Below are 21,409 nucleotides of genomic sequence, written 5' to 3'. Positions count from 1 at the left end.
GTAGACGACGCAACCCTCCCGCTGATCCCGTAGTCGACGCAACCCTTCCGCTGATCGAGTAGACGACGCAACCCTCCCGCTGATCGAGTAGTCGACGAGCGGCAGCGAGGAGACGTATCGAGATCCCCTGCCACACAACCATTCAGCCCCGACACCAACAAACCCCGACCGCCCGAAAAATTCTCTGCACCTTCCTCCACAAACCCCTTGACATCGAACGCCAGTTCGAATACCTTGGATGGCATGAGAACGTCGGGGGAACTCTCACCGCTTGTCGATACACTCCGTGACCTACCCATCGTCGAGGCCGACCTGACCAAACAGTCGGCCTTCGACACGACCCAGGCACTGATCGTGATGGGCAACCTGATCGCCCACCACCTGGCGATCATGGTCGGCCACCTCGACCGCCTCGGTGTGGCGAAAGACCACGGCCGCACAATGAGTGAGTTGCTGATCGTGATGGGCCTGGCACCCGCGGTCGCGGCTCGCCTACAGCGCATCGCCGCCACGACGTCCTCGCTGCCCACCCTGCACGCGCATGCCGCCGACGGTGCGATCTCCAGTGAACACGCCGACGCGGTGGTCAAAGGGATTGATCATATTGCCAAGAGATCAGCGGAACCGATCGACGACGCAGCGCGTCTAAGATTTGTGACAGATCTTCTCGGACAGTTCTTCTCCGGCGCCACCCCCGCCGACATCACCAAACACGCCCGCGCGTTAGGCAACCGGGCCGCCGACGACACCGGTGGTCTGCCCGCCTCGGAAGACCGCAACCTCAACACCCTGTCCAAAGCCATCACCAGCGACGGACGACTCGAAGTGCACGCCGACCTCAACACCGACGTCGGCGAAAAGTTCCACGCCGCCATCGAAGAACTGGCCAAACCCCGTCCCGAACCCGACGGCTCCCCCGACGCCCGGTCCACTGAACGTCGCCAAGCCGACGCATTGGAAACGTTGCTGGACATCGCTGCTCGCGGCGGCGATGCCGCGTCCGCACCGCGCACCCAAACCCTGATCACGGTACCCGCCGAACGACCCGCAGACGCCGAACTCGAGTTCATGGGGTCGATCACCGAAGCCACCCTGCGCACCCTGACCTGTGACGGCACCATCACCACCATGATCGTCGACGACGAAGCCGTCCCCCTCGACATCAGCCACGACAAACGCCTGTTCCCCGCACCTCTGAGAAGAGCACTGCACCAACGCGATCGGGGCTGCATCAAATGCGGGGCACCCGCCACCCGCTGCCACGCGCACCACATCAAACATTGGGCCGACGGAGGCAAAACCTACCTGGAAAACGGCTGCCTGTTCTGCCCCTCATGTCACCACGACGTCCACCACAACGGCTGGGACGTCGTGATGGGACTCGACAAACACCCCTGGCTCATCCCACCGGCATCCGTCGACCCGCAACGACGCCCGATCCCCGCCCACAACCGGCGCACCCTCAACCTCGACAACCTGCCCACCGCCGCCTGAACCGAAACCCGGTGACCACAACCGCCAGACCACCGCCGACGACCCCACCGCTGATCGAGTAGGTTCCGAGCCGCCCGCCGACGACCCCACCGCTGATCGAGTAGGTTCCGAGCCGCTAGGCGAGGCACCGTATCGAGATCACCCAACCCCGGTCTCGATACGCAACTCACTTCGTTCGCCGCTACTCGACCAGCAAAAGAGCGACCCACCCGACGCGCGTAAACCCACGTACCCAACGACTTCCCACGCACCCGACCCCTGGCCGGGACCGCATCTGTCCCTTGAGAACTCCATAGAGTGAAACACACACGGCGCCACACGGTGTCGCGTACCCGACGGCCACCCAAACCCGGTCACCACAACCGGACCACAGTGGTGCGCGGTACGCGACACCGGGCGCCGTGTGTCGGCCGGCGTTGGCCTCACCCTGTCGCCGACGACCCCGTGCCGAGGAGTGTTTCCAGCAGCTTTCCACCGAACTCGGTGATGAGCCCGGGTCCGGTGTCTGGCAGATTCTCGGGGACGGGCAGTCCCGCCTCACGGGTTGCCGGAATCTTCGCGGTACGTGTGGCCTCGAGCCGAATGCCTCGCTGCTGATCCTTCGTCAGGGGAGTCTGATACTTCGCGAGATCGGTCGCGGTCGTCACGGTCGCGACGGTGCGCAACCCTGCGGCCGCGAAATCTGCTGCCCCGCGGCGAATATGGTTGGGAGACGTGACCAGGATGATGGTGCTGATGCCCTGGGTACGCAAGATGTCTGCTGTGTTCTGGGCATTGGCGACCGTCGACCCGGACTTGCCCTCCTCGGTGATGCGGGTGGCGTCGACCCCACTGGAAACCAGCCATTTCTTCATCGCCGCGGCCTCGGTGACACCCGCTTTCGGTGCGCCACCGGTGACGACGATCGGTGCCGTCGTGGTGGTCTCGGCCTGCGCCTTGCCGGCGGTGACCCGTCGGACGAGTTCAGGTGCCATCGTTCCGTTGCGGTTCAGGCCGTACCCGAGCACGACGATCGCGGTCCGCCCCGACACGGTCTTGGGCGTGGTGTCCGGAACGATCTGGGCTGCGGCGGCGACGCCGTCGATGACGTTGCGTGCCGTGGTGGACAGCGCCGGGTTGATCACCCCGAGGCGGGACAGCGCCGCACGCCCGGTCGTGGGGTCGTCGGCCTGGTCCGACCAGATCGCCTGCAACGCAAGTGCGTAGGCGTCGGCCGGTGCCATGGTCAGCATCTGCTTCAGCGCGTCGAGTCCACCCGGGACATCCCCGGCCGCGAACTTCTGTTGCGCCGAATTGTAGAGTCCTGCCGGGTCGACCGCGGTCACCGCCGGCGCCACGTCGACATGGACCGACCGATCGACGGGGAGCGTGCCGACCACCACACCGCCGACCGCGGAGGCAGCGATCACCGCCACGGCAGCAAGCTTGGTCCGCTTCACTTTGGACACATGAGTCACTTGCGTAACAGTATCGGCAAGCGGCTACAGGCCCGCACCTGTCCGGTCGCAAGTCGATAACACCCACCACAGCAGAAATCCCGCTTCCGTCCGAGAGTTCGGACGGAAACGGGCAGCTCCTGCCTGCGAACAACGACAGCTCAGCGCCGAATCCCGGCCACCTTCAACAGCTCCGGCCGCCGGAGGATCAGCCCGATCCACATCAGCACACCGAGGTACACCGCGAACAAGGTGGTGCTGACGAGTGGCGATTCGATCCGCATGTTCGCTGTCACCGCACCACCCAGGTATGCGGTGATCCCGACCGCCCCGAGAACGGCAGTCCGGGGAATCGCGTACACGACAAGGCAGACCAGCAGAACGGTGCCCATCACATAGGCCTGGTCGATCGGGAACCCGAGCTTCGCGGTGCCCTCGATGACGGCCTCGGGCTGTGTCAGCTTCCCGACGATGTCGAAGACGAGGAAGGCGCCGATCAGCACGCTGATCGCGACTCCCGTTGTGTGACGCCAACTCCGGGCACGTACCCGGTCGGTGGCGTGCGACGTTGTGTCGATGGTTGATGCGGTCATGATGCCCTCCGGTGTGTGGTGTGTGGTTCTGCCGGGATAGACACACCACTGCCGGAAAACTCATCGGCCCAAACGAGAACTGCCTCCGTTCCCCCGATGTCGGGGCAAACGGAGGCAGGCCTCGGAGGGGGGTTACAGCGCCTTGAGTTCTTCGATGACGCTGTCGACGCTCTTCTTCGCATCGCCGAAGAGCATGCTGGTGGCGTCGGCGTAGAACAGCGGGTTCTCGATACCGGCGTAGCCCGAGCTCATCGATCGTTTGAGCACGATCGTGGAGCGGGCCTCGTCGACGTTGAGGATCGGCATGCCGTGAATCGGTGAGCCGGGATCGTTACGCGCGGCCGGGTTGGTGACGTCGTTGGCGCCGATGACGATGGCGACGTCAGTGCGGTTGAACTCACCGTTGATGTCGTCCATCTCCTTCATGGCGTCGTATTCGACATCGGCCTCGGCCAGCAGCACGTTCATGTGCCCGGGCATCCGACCGGCAACCGGGTGGATCGCGTATTTGACCTCGACACCCTTCTCCTCCAGCAGCGCCGCCATCTCCTTGACCGCGTGCTGGGCCTGGGCAACCGCAAGACCGTAGCCGGGCACCACGATGACCTGGTTGGCATAGGCCATCTGGATCGCGGCGTCGGCGGCCGAGGTCGCCTTGACCGTGCCACCCGCAGCGCCGGTCGGACCGCCGCCGGCATCGCCGCCGCCGCCGAACGAGCCGAACACGATCGCCGGGATCGACCGGTTCATCGCCTTGGCCATCAGGTTGGTCAGGATCGAACCCGAGGCGCCGACGATCATGCCGGCCACGATCATCGCCTGGTTGTTCAGTGCCAGACCCGCGGCGGCCGCCGACAGACCGGTCATCGCATTGAGCAGCGAGATGACCACCGGCATGTCCGCGCCACCGATCGGGAACACCACGAACAGACCCATCAGACCCGCGACCACCAACAGCAGCACGATCCAGAACCACGCCGTCGCATCGAGCGAATCGGCCGACACACCGATGTAGATGGCGATCGCCACGGCCGCGATGGCCAGCACCATGTTCGCGAACTGGAAGCCCTTGGCGTTCTTGACAAACGCCTTCTCCAGCCCCTTCGGCATGATCTCTTGCAGCTTGGCGAACGCCACCAACGAACCCCAGAACGACACCGACCCGACGATCGCCGCGAACAGCGACCCGACGATCACATGCACGTCCGGGGTCTCCGCGATCGCGGTGAAGCCATCGGACTCGATGTACTCCGCCCACGCGATCAACGCGACCGTGCCGCCACCGACCCCGTTGAACAGCGCCACCAGCTGCGGCATCGCCGTCATCTTCGTCTTCAACGCCGGCGGAATACCCAGCACCACACCGACCGCCAGGCCGAGCGCGATGAGCACCCAGTTGATGCCGGGCACCCCGACGTCACCGGCATTGTTGTAGACACCCAACAGCGTGGCGATCACCGCGATCCCCATACCGGTGGCCGCGATCCAGTTGCCGCGCACCGCGGTCTTCGGGCCGGTCAAACCCATCAGACCGTAGATGAACATGGAGAACGCGACGATGTAGAGAACCGTGACCCCGTAACCGAGGCCCGCCGACACCTGACCGCTCGACTCGGCGGCGAGATTCACCACGCCAAGACTCTCAACACGGGGGCTCACTTCGCGGTCTCCTTGCTCACAGTCTCTTTCTTGCCCTTGAACATCCCGAGCATGCGGTCGGTGACCAGGAAGCCACCCACCACATTCAGGGTTCCGAAGACCAACGCGACGAACGCGATGACCCGAACACCCCACGACGCATCAGCCGGCAACGAACCCATCACCACCAGCGCACCGAGCACCACGATGCCGTGGATCGCGTTGGTGCCCGACATCAACGGGGTATGCAAGGTGTTGGGAACCTTGGAGATCACCGCGAACCCCACGAACCCGGCCAACACCAGGATCGCGACATTCGCGAGCAGTTCGTTGTACATCAGGCCACCGCCTCTTCGCGTGTCACACACGACGCGGCGAGCACCTCGTCGTCGAAGTTCGAGTTGATCGCACCGTCGTCGCCGAGCATCAGCTCGATCAACGCGAGCAGGTTCTTCGCATACAGCTCGCTGGAATGCTCGGGCATCGTCGCCGGCAGGTTCAACGGCGAACAGATCGTCACATCGTGTTTGACGACGGTCTGCCCCGGCTCGGTCAACTCACAGTTGCCGCCGGTCTCACCCGCCAGATCGATCACCACGCTGCCGGCCTTCATGCCCTCCACCGCGGCCGCGGTCACCAGCCGCGGCGCCGGACGACCCGGCACCAGCGCGGTGGTGATCACCACGTCGAAACCCTTGATCGCGTTCTCGAGCGCCTGCTGCTGCTGCGCACGCTCCTCATCGGTGAGTTCGCGGGCATACCCGCCCTCACCGGCCGCGTCGATACCCAGATCCAGCCACTGCGCACCCACCGAACGGACCTGCTCGGCCACCTCCGGGCGCACGTCATATCCGGTCGTCCGACCGCCGAGGCGCTTGGCCGTGGCGAGCGCCTGCAGCCCGGCCACACCCACACCGAGGACCAGCACCGTCGCCGGCTTCACCGTGCCCGCAGCAGTCGTCATCATCGGGAAGTACCGGGTCGACAGATCGGCCGCCACGATCACCGACTTGTAGCCGGACACGTTGGCCTGCGAACTCAACGCATCCATCACCTGCGCACGCGAGATACGCGGGATCGCCTCGACCGCATAGGCCTCCACACCCGCCGCCTTGAGCGCATCGATCTGGTTGTCGACGTTACGCGGCGCCAGGAAACCGATCAGTTTCTGTCCGCTCCGCAGCTTGCCGATCTCCTCATCGGTCGGTGGCGCAACCCGCACCACCACATCCGCGGAATACGGGTCGCCGATCGTCGCGCCGGCCTCCACGTAATGTTCGTCAGGGATCAACGCCCCCAACCCGGCACCCGACTCGACGACCACCGGGACACCCTTTCCGACCAGCGAGCCGACCACCTTCGGGACCAACGCCACCCGACGTTCGCCCGCGGCAGACTCGCGCACGACACCCACACTCATAGTTCTCACCCTTAGTTCTGGTCAGGTACGCACCTGGCAGACCGGACCCCGGCGGTCGCCCTTCCATCGCATTCGGATCGCGGCTGCGATGGGCCGGAACAGTGCATTGTCACCCGGCTCACAAAAACGTGCGACGAACATAGCATGGGGACAACCGCAAGGGGCGTGTCAGTCAGATTGGTCACTCAGCCCTTGACGGAACACGTTCTACCAGAATTGGACACTTGTCCAATACATCACTCGTCAGCTGCGGAGACACCGTCGTTCGAGGACGTGGCCGAGGATGAATTCGATACTTCGTCGGCGGCGGGTTCGGAGGCGGTCGCGTCGCTCGACGCACCACCCTCCCCCAGGTCGGCGGACGAATCGTTCGGTGATGGCGAATCGTGAGACCCGGAGTCCTCGCCCGGCCCGTCGCCCGGGTCGTCGCCGGCGTTCGCCCCGTCGGCCCCGCCGTCCGCGGCGGTGGTCGACTGCGACGGCGCCTGCGGGGTCATCGGCGTTGCCGGCGCCTCGGGTGCGGCCGGGGTCTCCGGAATGGCGGGCGCCTCAGGTGCTGTCAGAGCGGCAGGCGGTCCTTCCGGTTCCTCCGCGGCGACCGCCCCGCTCATCGACTCGACATCCGGCGGACCGGTCGACTCCGCACTCGATGTCCTGAGCATCGTGGAGTAGCCCGACGCAGCGGCCTGCTTGTCGAGCGCATCAGGATCGGTGACCGGTACGGTCCAACCCAGTGCGTCGTAGAGGTCCTGCTGGATCTCGCGCGGCGTCGGGACCGGATACCCGGCAATGGTGCTGGCCTCGCCCGGCATGGGGACCGGCACGACAGTGCTCAACACGGTGTCGAACTCCGGCGCCACCGGAATCCCCAGTCCACGCAGCATCATCCCCCACGGGTTGCCCCCGTCGAGTACGACGTAGGTCGTGTTGCCGTCGTCGCTCTGCCACTCTTTGATGACCGTGTACTGGTTCACGTAATCCCCGTTGGCCCCATGGATGTAGGCGCCCGGAAGCAGGTAGAACAGGGTGGTGAACGGGTGTACGAGCGGGTTGCCGAGCCCGCAGGCGGAGTCGCCGCGGACGCAATACGAGATGACCTGGATGTCACCGGTATCGGATTCGTCACGCGGACCGTTCATGTAGAGGCCCGGTATGAAGCTGGGGATCACCGTCTCCACACCGGTGTTCGGGAAGCGGGTGTCGGCCCCCAACAACACGACGATGTTCTCGTCGGGAATGTTGCCGCTCTGGTGCAGGAGGTATGCAGCGTTCCACGCCACCGGCCCGCTCTGGGAGTATCCGTTGATGATGATGACCTGGCTGGGATCCGCGGCGTTCGCCCATGCCTGCTCGGCTGCCGCCACCGTGGCCGATGTCCCGGCATCGACCGAGTCGTTGTAGGTCGCGTCGCCGACCAGATAGATCGGCTGCCCGAACAAGGAGAAACCGAAGGCGGCCGGATATCCGACGATGACGACACGTGTGGGATCGATGTTCCCACTGGCGTCCGTGCCGAGATCATAGAAGCCGATGGCCACGGTCCGGCCCCACTGGTCGGCGCCGTCGAAGTCGTCGGTTCCGGGCACGAGGATGACTGTGGCATCGTCGCCGAGGTTCGTCGGCAGCCAGACGGGCTTGGAGCGCACCGGTTGCGCCTGTGTCCAGTCCGCCGGGACCGAGACCTCCGGCAGGGTGATCCCGCCGATCGTGGCGCCCGTCGCCGAACCGGGCTGCAGGAACAGGGACACCGTCAGAAAGACGGTGAGTGACAACAGAACTCGACGCACGCGGACCCTCGATTCCGGCGGAATGGTGAGGTGAGTCTAACGGCGATTAATCTGCGATGTAGGACAGCGAAACCGGTGCGGCCGTCAATTCGTCGATTTGGATGAATGATGCGGCGTGCGCACATGCGTAGCGCCGCGATTTGGTACTGCCATCGTGAGGCGTCCGACCCCGGGATGAGACCGTCCGAGGTAGCGCTCGACGATGTCGCGGACCAGCGTCGGGGGCGGCGGTGGCGATGGGGGCGGCTGCTGCTTCTTCTTCGTCGCCGGTGGGGCCACCGACGAGTCGTCGACAGTGCGATCGGCCCGAAGGCGATCGTTCACTTGGGGGTTCGTGTCGGGATCGGTCACCGGGACCGGCCAGCCGAGCCTGGCGTAGATGGTGTCCTGTAGTTCGCGTGGCGTCGGAACGGCGTGACCGGCGTTCGTCGCCTGGCGGCCGGGCATCGGGACCGGAACGAGCGCACTCACCACGTCGTCGGCGTCCTTCGGCACGGGGACGCCGAGGTCACGCAGCATCATGCCCCACGGATTTCCGCCGTCATAGACGACGTAGTGGGTGTTCCCCTCGGGACTGTCCCATTCCTTGGCGATGTCGTATTCGTTGATGCGATACGTCAAGAACCCGTGCACATAGAAGCCAGGAACCAGGTAGAAGAACGTGGACAGCGGGTTGGCGAAGGGATTGCCGACGCCGCAGGTCGCGTCACCGCGGACACAGTACGAGTACACCGGGATGTCACCGGTGTCCGACGGGTCGCGGTCACCATTGGTGTACATGCCGGGAATGACGCTGGGCACCACGTTCTCGACTCCGGTGGTGGGGAATCGGGAATCGGCACCGACCACGACGACGATCCGATCGTCCGGGATCGTCCCGCGCTGGCGCAGCACGTGGGCGATGTTCATCGCGACCGGCGCGCTCTGCGAATAACCGTTGATCACCACCGTCTGATCCGGGTGGGCGGCATAGGCGGCCTCGGCGGCGGCGACCCCCTTCGCGGTGCCGACTTCGACGGAGTCGTTGAATGTGCCCTCGCCGGCCAGGTAGATCGGGAAGTCGCCGATGGTCAGACCGAACGCAGCCGGATAGTTCACCACCCGTACCGGCGGCCGTGTCGCGGGTGCGACGCCGAACATGCCGATGTCGCGGGTGCGCCCGAGTTGATCTGCGCCGTCGTAGTCGGTGGTACCCGGCACCAGGATCACGGTGTCACGGCTGCTCAGCGCCGGCATCCAGTCCGGCTTCGCCTCCACCGTCGGCTTCTGCTCGATCAGGTCGGGCGAGTCCGAGTCCGGAAACGTGATCGGCCCGATCCTCAGTGCGTCGGCGGGACCCGATCCGAAACCCGGCTGGAGAAGCACCGCAACGGAGAGAAAAATGCTCAGCGACAGAAGAACTCGGCGCATGATCCCTCTCCCGCACGAAATGCCACGAAGTCAGCAGAGTGTATCGCCCGGCGGACTGGATGTGTCGTAGTCGACGATTCAGTCAGACCGTGGGTCTGTGTTCGATCAAATGGACTACGTGATCGTGTACCGACGGGAGTCGAGTCCGGTCGCACCGTCGGGAATGGGCGACGCGTGCTCCTCGATCTGCTGTTTGCCGTTCTTGTCGATCGCGCGGCAGTAGACGGTGTGTTCTCCGGGAGTGGCGACCCAGGTGAACCGCCATTGGCGCCACGTGTCGATCGAATACTCGGTGGCCAGGTCGGCGGGCTGCCACACACCGTCGTCGACGCGCACCTCGACGGCCTCGATCCCGGTGTGTTGTGCCCACGCGGTACCGGCAACGACGACCTCCCCGCGCCGCTGCGTGGACCCCACCGGGCGGTCGATCCGCGAGGCGAGTTTGATCGGGCCCAGCGCCGACCATCCGCGGCTTGTCCAATAGGCCTTCGCATCAGAGAAGCGGGTCAGTTCCCAGTCGACGACCCACTTGGTGGCGGAGACATACCCGTAGAGGCCGGGCACGACTTGCCGGACCGGATAACCGTGCTCCACGGGCAGCGGCTCCCCGTTCATCCCGATCGCGAGCAGGGCGTCGCGGCCGTCGGTGACCGCGGAGACGGGCGTGCCGCAGGTGAATCCATCCGAGCTCGTCGACAGCAGCATGTCCGCCTGCGGATGCACACCCGCCCGGTCGAGGAGAGTTCTCATCGGCACACCCAGCCATCGCGCATTGCCGATCAGGTCGCCGCCGATCACGTTCGATACACAAGTCAGGGTGACGAGCCGCTCGGTCATCGGCATCGCGATCAGTTCGTCCCACCCGATCCGTACCTCGTTGTCGACCATGCCGTGGATGCGCAACGACCACCCCGACGTCGTCAGGTTCGGCACCTGCAGGGCCGTGTCGATCCGATAGAAGTCGGCGTTCGACGTGACGAATGGAGTCGCCCCGGGGACATCGAGATCGGCCGTCGGGGGAATGGGCGGCGCAGGCGTTCGCGGAGTCGGCAGGACGACCTTTGTGCGGTCGGCGACCGTACGGGCGGTGTCGGCGAGCATGCGCCGTCCGACTGCGCCGACGGCGACGGCCAGCGCGGCGATGCCCGCCGCCGTCAAGACGAACCGCCGGTCGATCCCGCGTACGGTCGACTCGTCGTCGGATGCGTCGCCGGCGGGCTCGGTGGTACGGGAGGCCAGCATGCCGATCAGCACCCGCAGCACGATCACGGCGACCACCGCACCGAAGACCGACGGGATCGCGAAGGTCCATCGGGAATCCGGGCGGTCCAGTGCCGCGAGGACACCGACCAGACCGAACACACCGACGATGACTGTCCCGACCGGCGGCCGAAGCCGTTCGGCCACACCGCAGATCGCGGCGATGAGCACGATGAGGATGGTCATGCCGACATACAGCGCGGACTTGTCGGAGGTGCCGAAGGTGCCGATCGCGAACTCCCGACCGGACGTCGGTGTGTGGTCGACGACGGCCGCGCCGACCGCGAAGTAGGGCGATGCAGCAGGATCGACCGTGACGGCGACGAGTTCGCCGAACGCGAGGCCTGATCCGACGGCGACGACACCGGCCAGGGCGGCCGCCGCGAGATGTCCGGCCGCGCGCGATGTGGAGGTCACATCCTTTGATACCTCAGTAATCGCGCCGATGGTTCTGCCCGGGCCAGGCCGTCATCCTTCGGTCACAAACTGGTCAGCCGCGCGCGGCGGCGTGCCGTCCGGCACGTCGGCCGAAGTAGGAGCCTTCACCCAGTTGGGTGCCGCTCGCATAGCCCTTGCCGTCCTGCGCGAGGTTGGCCGCGCAGGCTCCGGCGGCATAGAGGCCTCCGATCGTTTTGCCGTCGGCATCGAGTACCTCGGCGTCGAGGCTCGTCGCCATTCCGCCGATGGTGAAACACGAGTACATCGCCTTGCCGAGGCTGAGGTCGAACGCTCCCCACGGCCCGTGATCCTGTGCCGCGAGAAACTCCGGCGCCTTGTGGAAGTCGGGGTCCCGGCCCTCGGCGGCGTTGGCGTTGTAGTCGGCGAGCGTCTTCTGCAGCCGGCCTTCGGGGATTCCCAGGTCGGATTCCATCTCGGCGACCGTCTCCCAGCCGTCGATGAGGTGGATCAGCGGCACCTCGGGACGCTGCATGTGCGCTTCGTCGACGATCAGGAAAGCGGCCGAATCCGGCTGATCCATCACGAAGCCCGATGTCCGCGAATGATAGGAGTCCTCCGCGACGAACCGGTCGCCGTTCTTGTTGACGACGATGCCGGTGAGCAGGATGCTCGGCGGGTAGATCGGGGCGGTCACGAACGCCTGATCCATGTGTTTGAGGGCGGCTCCCACCGATTCACCCAACCGGATGCCGAGGCCGTCGTCGTAGGTGCTGCCGAGGGTGAACGGCTTCTCCGCGACGTGCGGCACGTGGCGGGCGACCATGTCCTCGTTCATCACGAACCCGCCGGCCGCGATGATCACCGACTTCGCGCGGATGACTCCTTCGGTCCCCGGCGTTCGCCATGCCGCACCGACGACCGCACCCTCGTCGTCGACGACGAGGTGCCGGGCGCCGGTCTCGTAACGGATCTCGGCGCCGAGTTCGGTGAGGCGTTTGACCAGCAGGTCGACGACCATCGACGCTCCGCCGGTGTCACCGGGAACCGGGACCTTGTGGCCACGAGGGGCGGGTTTCGCGATGTTCTTGAACGGCCACACCTTCTCGTTGCCGGTGAACATCAGCCCTTGGGTCTGCGGCTGGATGACCGCCTTCTCCGGGTAGAAACTGCGCTCGAAGCTGAAGCCGAGTCCTTCGAGCCAGTTGAAGTGCTCGACACTGTCAGTGCAGTAGGCGTGGATCTTGTCCGGCTCGGGCTCCCGGGACACCGCCGTGAGGTACTTCTCCATCTCCTCGGGGCTGTCGTCGTGACCGGTCGCCTGCTGCACCGCGGTACCGCCGCCGAGGTAGAAGTGCCCGCCGGCCATGCAACTGGTGCCGCCGGCCGCCGCCGCACGTTCCAGGACGAGCACCCGTGCACCCGCGGCTGCCGCCTCGACCGCGGCGCTGCCACCGGCCACGCCACACCCGATGACCAGGACGTCCACGTCGTCGGAGAAGGACTCCACCGTGTCCAATGCGATCGTGTCCGGGATCTCAGTTCCAGCCATGTCCACAGGGTAGACGATCGACTAGAACATGTTCTAGTTCTGGCTCCGATCCGAGGAGTTCCCACCCGCCCCCTGAGGAGCCTCGCGAGGAACGAGCGATGCGTCACCACCCGATCCCTGAGGAGCCTCGCGAGGAACGAGCAAAACGTCACCACCCGATCCCTGAGGAGCCTCGCGAGGAACGAGCGAAACGTCACCACCCGCTCCCTGAGGAGCCTCGCGAGGAACGAGCGATGCCTCACCACCCGCTCCCGACGAACGAGCGAAGCGTTCCCACTCGGTCCCTGAGGAGCCTCGCGAGGAACGAGCAAAACCTCACCACCCGATCCCTGAGGAGCCTCGCGAGGAACGAGCGATGCGTCACGAAGGGCGACCCTTCGTGACGATCCTCCGCTAGCGCCAATGCCGCGTAGTTAGTGTTCGGGGTGTGTTGTCAACCGTCGGGTGCAGATTGTTCGATGGTGAGGTTGTAGGTGGTCTGGTAGTTGGTGCGGTCGATGGTTCCTTTCGCGCGGTGTTTGGAGATGGCACGTTTGGTGACGCGGGGGCATCGGCGGTTGCGGCGGGGGCCGAGTAGGTGGGCAAGGACGGCGGCGCCGATGGCGCCGATGAGGTCGACGGTGCTGGTGGTTGTGGCGATGATGTTGCGGGCCTTGATGATTTCGTCGCGTGCGGTGTTGAGGGCGACGGTGAAACTGCCGCGGTCGGGTTGGGTGTCGGTACTGATCGTTGCCTCGGCGATGGCCAGGCGTAGTGCTTGGTACACCACGAGCAGGGCATAGACCTCTTGGGTGATCCCGGACGGGGTCCGGGCGCGTAGCACCCGTCCGCCCAGGATGCTCGATTTCAGTTCCAGGTAGGTGATTTCGATCTCCCATCGCTGGTGATACAGCTCGACGAGGTCGGCCGCGGGGTAGCTGCGGTAGTCGGTCAGCGATGTCAGGAGCCGGTAGTGTCCGGTGCCCACGATTGTGTGGCCGTCGGCGGTGGTGGTGTTGACGGTGATGACGGCGTCGATGATGCGGACCGTGACACCGCCGATGATGGTGTGCCAGCTGCCGTCGGGGTAGCTGCCATACCGGGGCGATTTGCGGGTGCGCTGGCCGCGGATGAGGAAATCGGCGCCGGTGTCGTGGATGGCGGTCATCAGGTCCGCGGCATCAAATCCGCGGTCGTAGAGGATGAGCATCCCGGGCCTGATTGATCGTAATAGTTGTGTTGCGTAGTCAATTTCGCCGATGGTGTCGGGTCCGAACACCGCATCACACAGTGTGCGGGTACCGCAGGTAACTAGCGCCACCAGCCGCACGATCGGGTAGGTCGAGCCACCGTGGGTGCCTTTGACGTGTCGGTAGCGGCCACCATTGGCCGGGCTGTCGGGGATCACCATCGTCGTGCCGTCGATCGCACACACGTGCAGTCCGCGCCAGCGGGCGGCGCCGCCGGTGTCGCCGGCGAGTAACTCGAACAACGCGCGCAATGGTGCCGGGCCGATCCGGCGGCGGGCCTGGGCCAACGCCGAGCTGCCCGGGCAGGCCGCTGCGGGTACTGAGGACGTCAACCGAGCCCACACCTGCTGATAGCCCAGCTCGGCGAATAGCCCGGCCGCGAGCAGCAGATACACCACGACTCGGGAGGGCAGCATCCGAACCCGACGCTGGGTGGTGCGGGTTTCGGCCAGTGCCGCATCGACCATCTCAGGGGGAATGATCTGGGTCAACTCGCCGAGCTGACCTGCAGCAAACGGGTCGACACCGGTCACAACGGTGGTCGGCATGACAGACTGATCAGGCAACGGAACTCCTGGTTGATGGATGGTCTTGGCGGACGATCCAATCGATACCGTGAGTTCCGTTGTTTATAATCCCGACACGCCGATACCGCGTGTCACTTCTGCATCAGAAGTCACATCCTTAACTGCGCGGCATTGCCGCTAGCGCTCCGGATCTCCTCAGGGATCGGGTGACGGACCCACGCAGGCGCTGCTCCTCAAGGATCGGGTGACGGACCCACGCAGGCGCTGCTCCTCAAGGATCGGGTGACGGACCCACGCAGGCGCTGCTCCTCAAGGATCGGGTGACGGACCCACGCAGGCGCTGCTCCTCAAGGATCGGGTGACGGACCCACGCAGGCGCTGCTCCTCAAGGATCGGGTGACGGACCCACGCAAGCGCTGCTCCTCAAGGATCGGGTGACGGTGCGATTTTGGGTCTCTCAGCGCGACTTCGGTTCTGTCAGCGGGGATGGGCTCGGAGGCGTCGCAATCGGAGGCTGTTGGCGACCACGAACACCGACGACAGTGCCATCGCAGCACCGGCGAGCATCGGATTGAGCAGGCCGGCCGCGGCGATCGGAAGTGCGGCGACGTTGTAGGCGAACGCCCAGAACAGGTTGCCCTTGATGGTGCCCAGGGTGCGGCGGGCTAGCCGGATGGCATCGACCACGGCCCACAGGTCGCCACTGACGACGGTGAGGTCGCCGGCCTGGATGGCCACATCGGTGCCGGTGCCCATCGCGATCCCGAGGTCCGCCTGGGCGAGCGCAGCGGCGTCGTTGATGCCGTCACCGGCCATCGCCACCACGTGGCCATCTCGCTGCAGGTCCGTGATGGCCGACAGCTTCTCGCCCGGCGTGACGTCGGCGATGACGGTGTCGATGCCCACGGCCCGGGCGACGTGCGCAGCCGCGCCGGCGTTGTCACCGGTCAGCAGCACCGGCGTCAGGCCCATCCGGCGGAGTTCGGCGATCGCATCCGCCGACGTCTCCTTGATCCGGTCCCCGACGACGACCACACCGACCGGCCGCTCGTCGAACGACACGACCACCGCGGTGGCGCCTTCGCCCTGAGCCTGGGTGACGGCGTCGGCGAACGATCCTGGCAACGAACCGCCCAGCGCACCAGGCTTCTGGACCGCTACGTGAACCCCGTCCACGGTGCCGGTGACGCCTGCCCCCTCGACCGCGCGGAAGTCGGTGACCTTCGCCGGAGAACCCGGGAATCGACGCGCTACGCCGTCGACGAGCGCCTTCCCGATCGGATGTTCGGAACCCGCCTCGACCGCGGCCGCCGACGTCACAACCCGTTTCTCGTCGGGTCCGTCGGCCACGATGACGCTGGACTGCAACGTCATCTCCCCGGTCGTCACGGTGCCCGTCTTGTCGAGCACGATGGTGTCGACACGGCGCGTGTTCTCCAGGACCTCCGGCCCCTTCAGCAGCACGCCGAGCTGGGCGCCGCGACCGGTGCCGACCATCAAGGCCGTCGGTGTGGCGAGTCCGAGCGCGCAGGGGCACGCGATGATCAGGACGGCGACGGCCGCCGTGAAGGCGAACGTCACACCACCCGACACGTTCGCATCAGCCCCTGCGCCGAGCCAGAAACCCAGTGTCGCAACGGCGATCGTGATGACCGCGGGTACGAACCACGCCGAGATCCGGTCGGCGAGGCGCTGCACCTGAGCCTTGCCGGCCTGGGCGTCGGCGACCATCTTCGCCATCTGGGCCAGCGCGGTATCGGCGCCGACACGGTTGGCGCGCACCACCAGCCGGCCGCCGGCGTTCACGGTGGCGCCGATGACCTCATCGCCTTCGGCGACCTCGGTGGGCACCGATTCTCCGGTGATCATCGACGCGTCCACCGCGGACACACCGTCGACCACGACGCCGTCGGTCGCGATCCGCTCGCCCGGCCGGACGACGAACTCGTCGCCGACAGCGAGCTCGGACACCGGAACCCGGCGCTCGACACCGTCGACGATCACCGCGACGTCCTTGGCACCCAGATCCATCAACGCCCGCAACGCGTCGCCTGCGCGCCGCTTGGATCTCTTCTCGAAGTACCGTCCGGCCAGCAGGAAGGTGGTCACACCGGCCGCGGCCTCGAGATAGATGTTGGCGGTGCCGTCGCCGCGCGAGGCGACGAGGTCGAACCCGTGACGCATTCCGGGCTCGCCGGCGGTGCCGAAGAACAGCGCGTACACCGACCATGCGAAGGCGGCCAGTGTGCCCATCGACACCAGGGTGTCCATCGTGGTCGCACCATGTCGGAGGTTGATCCACGCCGCCCGATGGAAGGGGTAGGCACCCCACACCACCACGGGCGCCGCCAGCGTCAACGACAGCCACTGCCAGTAGGTGAACTGCCAGGCCGGAACCATGGCCAACACGATCACCGGCAGTGTCAGCAGCGCCGACACGATCAGCCGCTGCCGCAAACCGTCGAGTTCGCGATCCTCACGATCGCGTGTGGACGGGGCACCGGTGTCCTCATCGCCGGCCGCTCGGACCGGGGAGGCGTCGTACCCGGCGTCGCGGACCACGGTGATCAGGTCCGTCGCGTCGAGGCCCGTCGGAAATTCGACGTGCGCCTGTTCGGTGGCATAGTTGACCGACGCGCTGACGCCATCGAGGCGGTTGAGCTTGCGCTCGATGCGCCCGGCGCAGGATGCGCAGGTCATTCCCTCGATGTCGAAGTCGATATGGTCGATGCTGTTGGTCGTCACGATCCCGATTGCCGCCTATCCGCCGTGCTGTTGGTGCATGCCCGGTGGTTGGGTCGGAGCGTCGTCGCCCCACGGGTCGACGGCACGGCCGATACCGAAGGCCACGCCGAAGACCGCCGCGAGCGCGACGACGAAACCGACGATCCGGTAGCCGGGGTTCATGCCAGTTGGTAGCCCGCCTCGGTCACCGCGGCCTCCACCGCGGCCCGGTCGAGCTCGTGGTCGCTGGTGACCTCCACCGAGCCGGTGTCGAGTGACACGTCCACGTTCTCGACGCCGGCGATCTCGCCGATCTCCTCGCGGACCGAGGACACGCAGTGTTCGCAGGTCATTCCTGTCACCGTGTAGGTCGCCGTTGCCATCCGTACCTCCTCATAGTCTCGACGCCGTCTGTCGACGCCGCTGTCAACACGTTGCCGTGCAGTGGTTCTCGTCGATTCAGGACCGGACCAGGCGGGTGATCGCGGCCATGGCCTCGTCGACCTTCTCCTGCCCCGCGGCATCACTCTCCTGCGCCGCGTGCACGACGCAATGGTTCATGTGCTCCTCGAGCAACCCGAGGCCGACGGCCTGCAGCGCCTTGGTCATCGCCGAGACCTGCGTCAGGATGTCGATGCAGTAAGCCTCTTCGTCGACCATGCGCTGCAGACCCCGCGCCTGACCTTCGATCCGACGCAAGCGTCGGAGGTAGTCGTCCTTGCGGCCGATGTAGCCGTGCTGCGCCTGTTCCATGGGTCCGCCCTGTCTCCCGAAATACCGGTACCCCCCTAGGGTACACACCGGGCGCAACCCTGCCCACCGCCGGCGACGCCGGTCAGAAGAGGTCTGGATCAGTCCTCGCGCGAGGGGCGCAACGCCGCGGCCAGCGTCTCGAGCGCTGCCGCCACCTCGCGGAGAGCGGCCGCGACGTCGGTGCCGTCCCGATCTCCCGGCTGCGCACGCGGGGCCGCGGGCTCGGGGCGCTCCATGCCCGCCGACGGCGCACCGCCGTCCGCGTCGGGGAGCCGATGACGATTGGTCGGTCGCACCGCCGTATCAGCGGGCGGCTCCGCCCCGGTGGAACGGCGTCCCGGGCGGTAACCGAGCTGCCCTGACCCGGTGCGGCCGCCGGCCGTGGCGGTTGCAAAGGACGTGCGAGGGTCCGAGCCCGACGGCCGCGGCTGCGCGGATGTCGGCGGCGCGGATGTCGGCGACGCGGTCGACGACGCCCGGGTGTCAGGGCGCTGTGAGTCGGCGGTCATGTGTGCGGGTTGTGGCGCCGGTCCCGCCGGCGGTCCGGGCGGGGTCGGCCGGTTCGGTGGTGCGACTCGATGCGGCCCGGTCGGCGGCGGCATGGGTCCGGTCTGTCCCGGCGCGCGCGGAGGTGGGGTCTGCCGGCCCGACCCCTGCGGCGGCGCAGGTTGTGCCGGGGCCTGCGGCGGACGCGCGGCCGGCGGCATGGGTGGCATCATGTGCTGCCCGGGTGCCTGCTCGGGGCGCGGACGGTGCGGCGCCACGGGCGCGGACCCCGGCGCCTGCGTGTTGTTCATCGACGGCGGCCCGGGCGGGGAGTTCGGCGTCGGGGGCGATCCCGGCACCGCCGTCGGTGCATGACCGTTGGAGGGCGCGAAGAGATGAGCACCGCCATGTCCTTCGTAGTAGAGGCAGGTGGCGCCCTGCGGCGAGCGTGTCGAACACGGATTGCGTTCGATCAGCGACTGGGCGTGATCGTCGAAGTCGTTCCACTCCAGCCAGAGACGACGGTCGACACGCGGGCGCGTGCTCGCATCGGTGGCGTGGTTGCCGCGGTGGCCTGCGGTGAGCCGACAATGCAGCAGCCATTCCGACTGCCCGGTCAACCCCAGGGCGCTGCGCTCGTCCGGGGTGCAGACGACCGTCGACCAGCAGCCCTCGCCGTTCATACGGTCACTCCTTCGCGCGTCACGCGCATGCGCAACGAATAGATCGATCGGCCCGGGCACTCGAGATCACGCGGCGCACGACAACACACCTACCCGACATCCGGTGCGATCGCAGTACCTCCCCGGCGGCAAGTGTACGAAGGAATCGGCCGAAGACGCCATAGACGCGGCGGGAGTGTCGGTGACGGTGGTCGTACTAGGGCTGTTGGTTCACGCCGATGAAGTCGAGGACCACGTCGGTGAACGCGTCGTTGTCGTCCGCGGCCGCGGTGTGCGCCGCATCGGACAGTTCGACGACCTGCGCATCCGGGACGACCCGGCGGAACCCGTCGACGGCGTCGGCGGGAACGACGTCGGACAATTTCCCCCGGATCAGCAGAATGGGAATCGTCAGTGATGCGAGTTGAGCCTCGAGCCGGGTGGCCGGGATGAAGTTCGCGCCATCCGGCGCCGACGTCACGAACGCCGGGTCCCAGTGCCAGTACCAGCGACCGTCGTCGCCTTCGCGCAGATTGCGTTTGAGCCCTTCCGGATTGAAGGCCCTGGGCCGATGCGGCAGGTAGTCGGAGATGGCGTCGGCCGCCTGCTCGAGCGAGTCGAAACCGCCGACGTTGCCGGCCATGAAACCCCGCACCCGCTCACCACCGCCGTGGCTGAAACGCGGTACGACGTCGACGAGCACCAACGTCGGCACCGTGTGCGCACCGAGTTCGGCGGCCGCGCCGATACTGCTGAGGCCTCCCATGCTGGCGCCCACGAGCGTGGTGGGTCGGCCGATCTGCCGGACGACCTCGACCACGTCGCCGGTCAGCAGTTCCATGCTGTATTCGCCGCCCGGTGACCAGTCGCTGCGTCCGTGACCGCGGGTGTCCACGGAGACGGCGTGCAGACCGGCGGCCGCGAGGAAGCCGCCCGTCCGCTTCCAGGAGTGGCGGGTCTGCCCACCACCGTGCAACAGCAGGATCGACGGACCGACGGGATCGGAGGCCGGTCGCCATTCGTCGGCACGCAACGTGATGCCGTCGACACCGGTGAACGAGATCTCGCGCGGCGCGATCGTGGAGGTCGGCATGAGTCCGATTGTGCCGCACGTGCGCGGATGCCTAGCCGCCGTTCGGGTCGTCGGCGGTGAGGAATCCGATGATGTGCCGATGGACGGCGTCGGGTCGGTCGAGGTGGAGGAAATGTCCGGCGCCGGCCACGCGGGCGACGTCGCTGCCCGCGGGTAGGTGCTCGGCGAGCCCGTCGACGAACCCGACCTGCATACAACCGTCGTGCGTGCCGTGCAGATAGAGCATGGGGGCGGTGGGTGGTCGCAGCCACGAACCGCCGTCGTGGGCATATCGCGGATGGATCCGGGGCCGCAGCATCGCCCGGTAGTAGCCGAGGACGGCCCGGCGGTGTGGGGTCGTCGGGACCGCGGCGAGTGCGTTGGCGACATCGTCGGGGTCCGGCGCCGGCCCCCATCGACGCCACAGGAACGGGATGAGTCGGTCGAGACTGCGTTCGGGAATCGTCGGTAGTTGATTGAAGCCGATGTACCAGCTCATCCCGATCTGCCGGAGGGCGAGACGGATCTGTGACCAGCCGGAACGTTCGCGGATGGATGCGATCGGGGGGACCGCCATCGCGACCATGCTTCGGAAGGGGTTGTCGGCGCGGGACGCGATGCCGTGCACGGTGAGGGCACCCCAGTCGTGCCCGATCAGGACCGCACGGTCGTCGCCGCCGAGCGCCTCGTGCAACGCGAGCGCGTCGTGGGCGAGGGCGGAGACGTGGAAGTCATGATCGGCGGGGATGGTCGACGGTGCGTATCCGCGCGTGAACGGCGCGACGACCCGGTGACCCGCCGCGGCCAGCGTCGGTCCCAGATGCCGCCAGGTCCAGGCGGAATCGGGAAATCCGTGCAGGCAGAGAGCCAGGGGCGCGCGCGGGTCCCCCCAGGTGAGCGCATGCAGGCGGACGTGACCGAGATCGACGACGATCCGCTCCGGCGCAGTCATGGTCGCCGACGTTACCGC

General features: G+C 66.7%; 18 protein-coding genes. 1 reads left to right on the top strand and 17 read right to left on the bottom strand.

Annotation, left to right across the window (positions count from 1 at the left end; translation table 11 throughout):
* Positions 1 to 243 precede the first annotated feature (243 nt).
* Complete coding sequence (locus tag ACVT6V_RS06785) at positions 244 to 1,494, top strand: HNH endonuclease (protein WP_489899032.1); 1,251 nt, start codon at positions 244 to 246, stop codon at positions 1,492 to 1,494.
* 422 nt (positions 1,495 to 1,916) lie between these two features.
* On the opposite strand, the gene ACVT6V_RS06780 is transcribed toward ACVT6V_RS06785, so the two are convergent.
* From ACVT6V_RS06780 to ACVT6V_RS06700, 17 genes are all read right to left on the bottom strand, one after another.
* Positions 1,917 to 2,942 (bottom strand): YdcF family protein, encoded by a 1,026-nt coding sequence (locus ACVT6V_RS06780; RefSeq protein ID WP_489900732.1) that lies wholly within the window; start codon positions 2,940 to 2,942, stop codon positions 1,917 to 1,919.
* A 149-nt stretch (positions 2,943 to 3,091) separates the two neighbouring features.
* Positions 3,092 to 3,523, bottom strand: coding sequence for a DoxX family protein (locus ACVT6V_RS06775; RefSeq protein ID WP_489899031.1), 432 nt, complete (start codon positions 3,521 to 3,523; stop codon positions 3,092 to 3,094).
* Between the two features lie 132 nt (positions 3,524 to 3,655).
* Positions 3,656 to 5,155, bottom strand: a complete 1,500-nt coding sequence (locus tag ACVT6V_RS06770) for an NAD(P)(+) transhydrogenase (Re/Si-specific) subunit beta (RefSeq protein ID WP_489900731.1) — start codon at positions 5,153 to 5,155, stop codon at positions 3,656 to 3,658.
* A 23-nt stretch (positions 5,156 to 5,178) separates the two neighbouring features.
* Complete coding sequence (locus ACVT6V_RS06765) at positions 5,179 to 5,499, bottom strand: NAD(P) transhydrogenase subunit alpha part 2 (protein ID WP_489899030.1); 321 nt, start codon at positions 5,497 to 5,499, stop codon at positions 5,179 to 5,181.
* Positions 5,499 to 6,581: a Re/Si-specific NAD(P)(+) transhydrogenase subunit alpha gene (locus tag ACVT6V_RS06760; RefSeq protein WP_489899029.1), complete on the bottom strand. Its 1,083-nt coding sequence runs from the start codon at positions 6,579 to 6,581 to the stop codon at positions 5,499 to 5,501. Before ACVT6V_RS06760 ends, ACVT6V_RS06765 begins: the two co-directional genes overlap by 1 nt.
* A 236-nt stretch (positions 6,582 to 6,817) precedes the next feature.
* The gene (locus ACVT6V_RS06755; RefSeq protein ID WP_489899028.1) at positions 6,818 to 8,368 is read right to left on the bottom strand and encodes a hypothetical protein; all 1,551 of its coding nucleotides are present in this window, start codon (positions 8,366 to 8,368) and stop codon (positions 6,818 to 6,820) included.
* Positions 8,369 to 8,452: 84 nt separating this feature from the next.
* On the bottom strand, positions 8,453 to 9,778 hold the full coding sequence (locus ACVT6V_RS06750; RefSeq protein ID WP_489899027.1) for a PE-PPE domain-containing protein: 1,326 nt from the start codon (positions 9,776 to 9,778) through the stop codon (positions 8,453 to 8,455).
* Between the two features lie 114 nt (positions 9,779 to 9,892).
* A complete protein-coding gene (locus ACVT6V_RS06745) occupies positions 9,893 to 11,455 on the bottom strand; it encodes a molybdopterin-dependent oxidoreductase (RefSeq protein WP_489899026.1) in 1,563 nt (520 codons plus the stop codon).
* Positions 11,456 to 11,528: 73 nt separating this feature from the next.
* Positions 11,529 to 12,986, bottom strand: a complete 1,458-nt coding sequence (locus ACVT6V_RS06740) for an FAD-binding protein (protein ID WP_489899025.1) — start codon at positions 12,984 to 12,986, stop codon at positions 11,529 to 11,531.
* 433 nt (positions 12,987 to 13,419) lie between these two features.
* The gene (locus ACVT6V_RS06735) at positions 13,420 to 14,763 is read right to left on the bottom strand and encodes an IS4 family transposase (protein WP_489899024.1); all 1,344 of its coding nucleotides are present in this window, start codon (positions 14,761 to 14,763) and stop codon (positions 13,420 to 13,422) included.
* Positions 14,764 to 15,219: 456 nt separating this feature from the next.
* A complete protein-coding gene (locus tag ACVT6V_RS06730) occupies positions 15,220 to 17,487 on the bottom strand; it encodes a heavy metal translocating P-type ATPase (RefSeq protein ID WP_489899023.1) in 2,268 nt (755 codons plus the stop codon).
* Positions 17,488 to 17,502: 15 nt separating this feature from the next.
* Positions 17,503 to 17,649 (bottom strand): hypothetical protein, encoded by a 147-nt coding sequence (locus ACVT6V_RS06725; RefSeq protein ID WP_489899022.1) that lies wholly within the window; start codon positions 17,647 to 17,649, stop codon positions 17,503 to 17,505.
* The gene (locus ACVT6V_RS06720; protein ID WP_489899021.1) at positions 17,646 to 17,849 is read right to left on the bottom strand and encodes a heavy-metal-associated domain-containing protein; all 204 of its coding nucleotides are present in this window, start codon (positions 17,847 to 17,849) and stop codon (positions 17,646 to 17,648) included. The genes ACVT6V_RS06725 and ACVT6V_RS06720 overlap by 4 nt, the downstream gene beginning before the upstream one ends.
* A 76-nt stretch (positions 17,850 to 17,925) precedes the next feature.
* Positions 17,926 to 18,219, bottom strand: a complete 294-nt coding sequence (locus ACVT6V_RS06715) for a metal-sensitive transcriptional regulator (RefSeq protein WP_489899020.1) — start codon at positions 18,217 to 18,219, stop codon at positions 17,926 to 17,928.
* Positions 18,220 to 18,317: 98 nt separating this feature from the next.
* On the bottom strand, positions 18,318 to 19,388 hold the full coding sequence (locus ACVT6V_RS06710) for a hypothetical protein (RefSeq protein ID WP_489899019.1): 1,071 nt from the start codon (positions 19,386 to 19,388) through the stop codon (positions 18,318 to 18,320).
* A 196-nt stretch (positions 19,389 to 19,584) separates the two neighbouring features.
* Entirely contained in the window at positions 19,585 to 20,460 is an 876-nt protein-coding gene (locus ACVT6V_RS06705) for an alpha/beta fold hydrolase (protein ID WP_489899018.1), read from the bottom strand.
* Between the two features lie 31 nt (positions 20,461 to 20,491).
* A complete protein-coding gene (locus ACVT6V_RS06700; RefSeq protein ID WP_489899017.1) occupies positions 20,492 to 21,391 on the bottom strand; it encodes an alpha/beta fold hydrolase in 900 nt (299 codons plus the stop codon).
* Positions 21,392 to 21,409: the final 18 nt, after the last annotated feature.

It is taken from the genome of Gordonia sp. LMA167, from assembly GCF_058130025.1.
The sequence above is the reverse complement of the archived record's forward strand: the minus strand, read 5'-3'. Positions and strand labels throughout refer to the sequence as shown.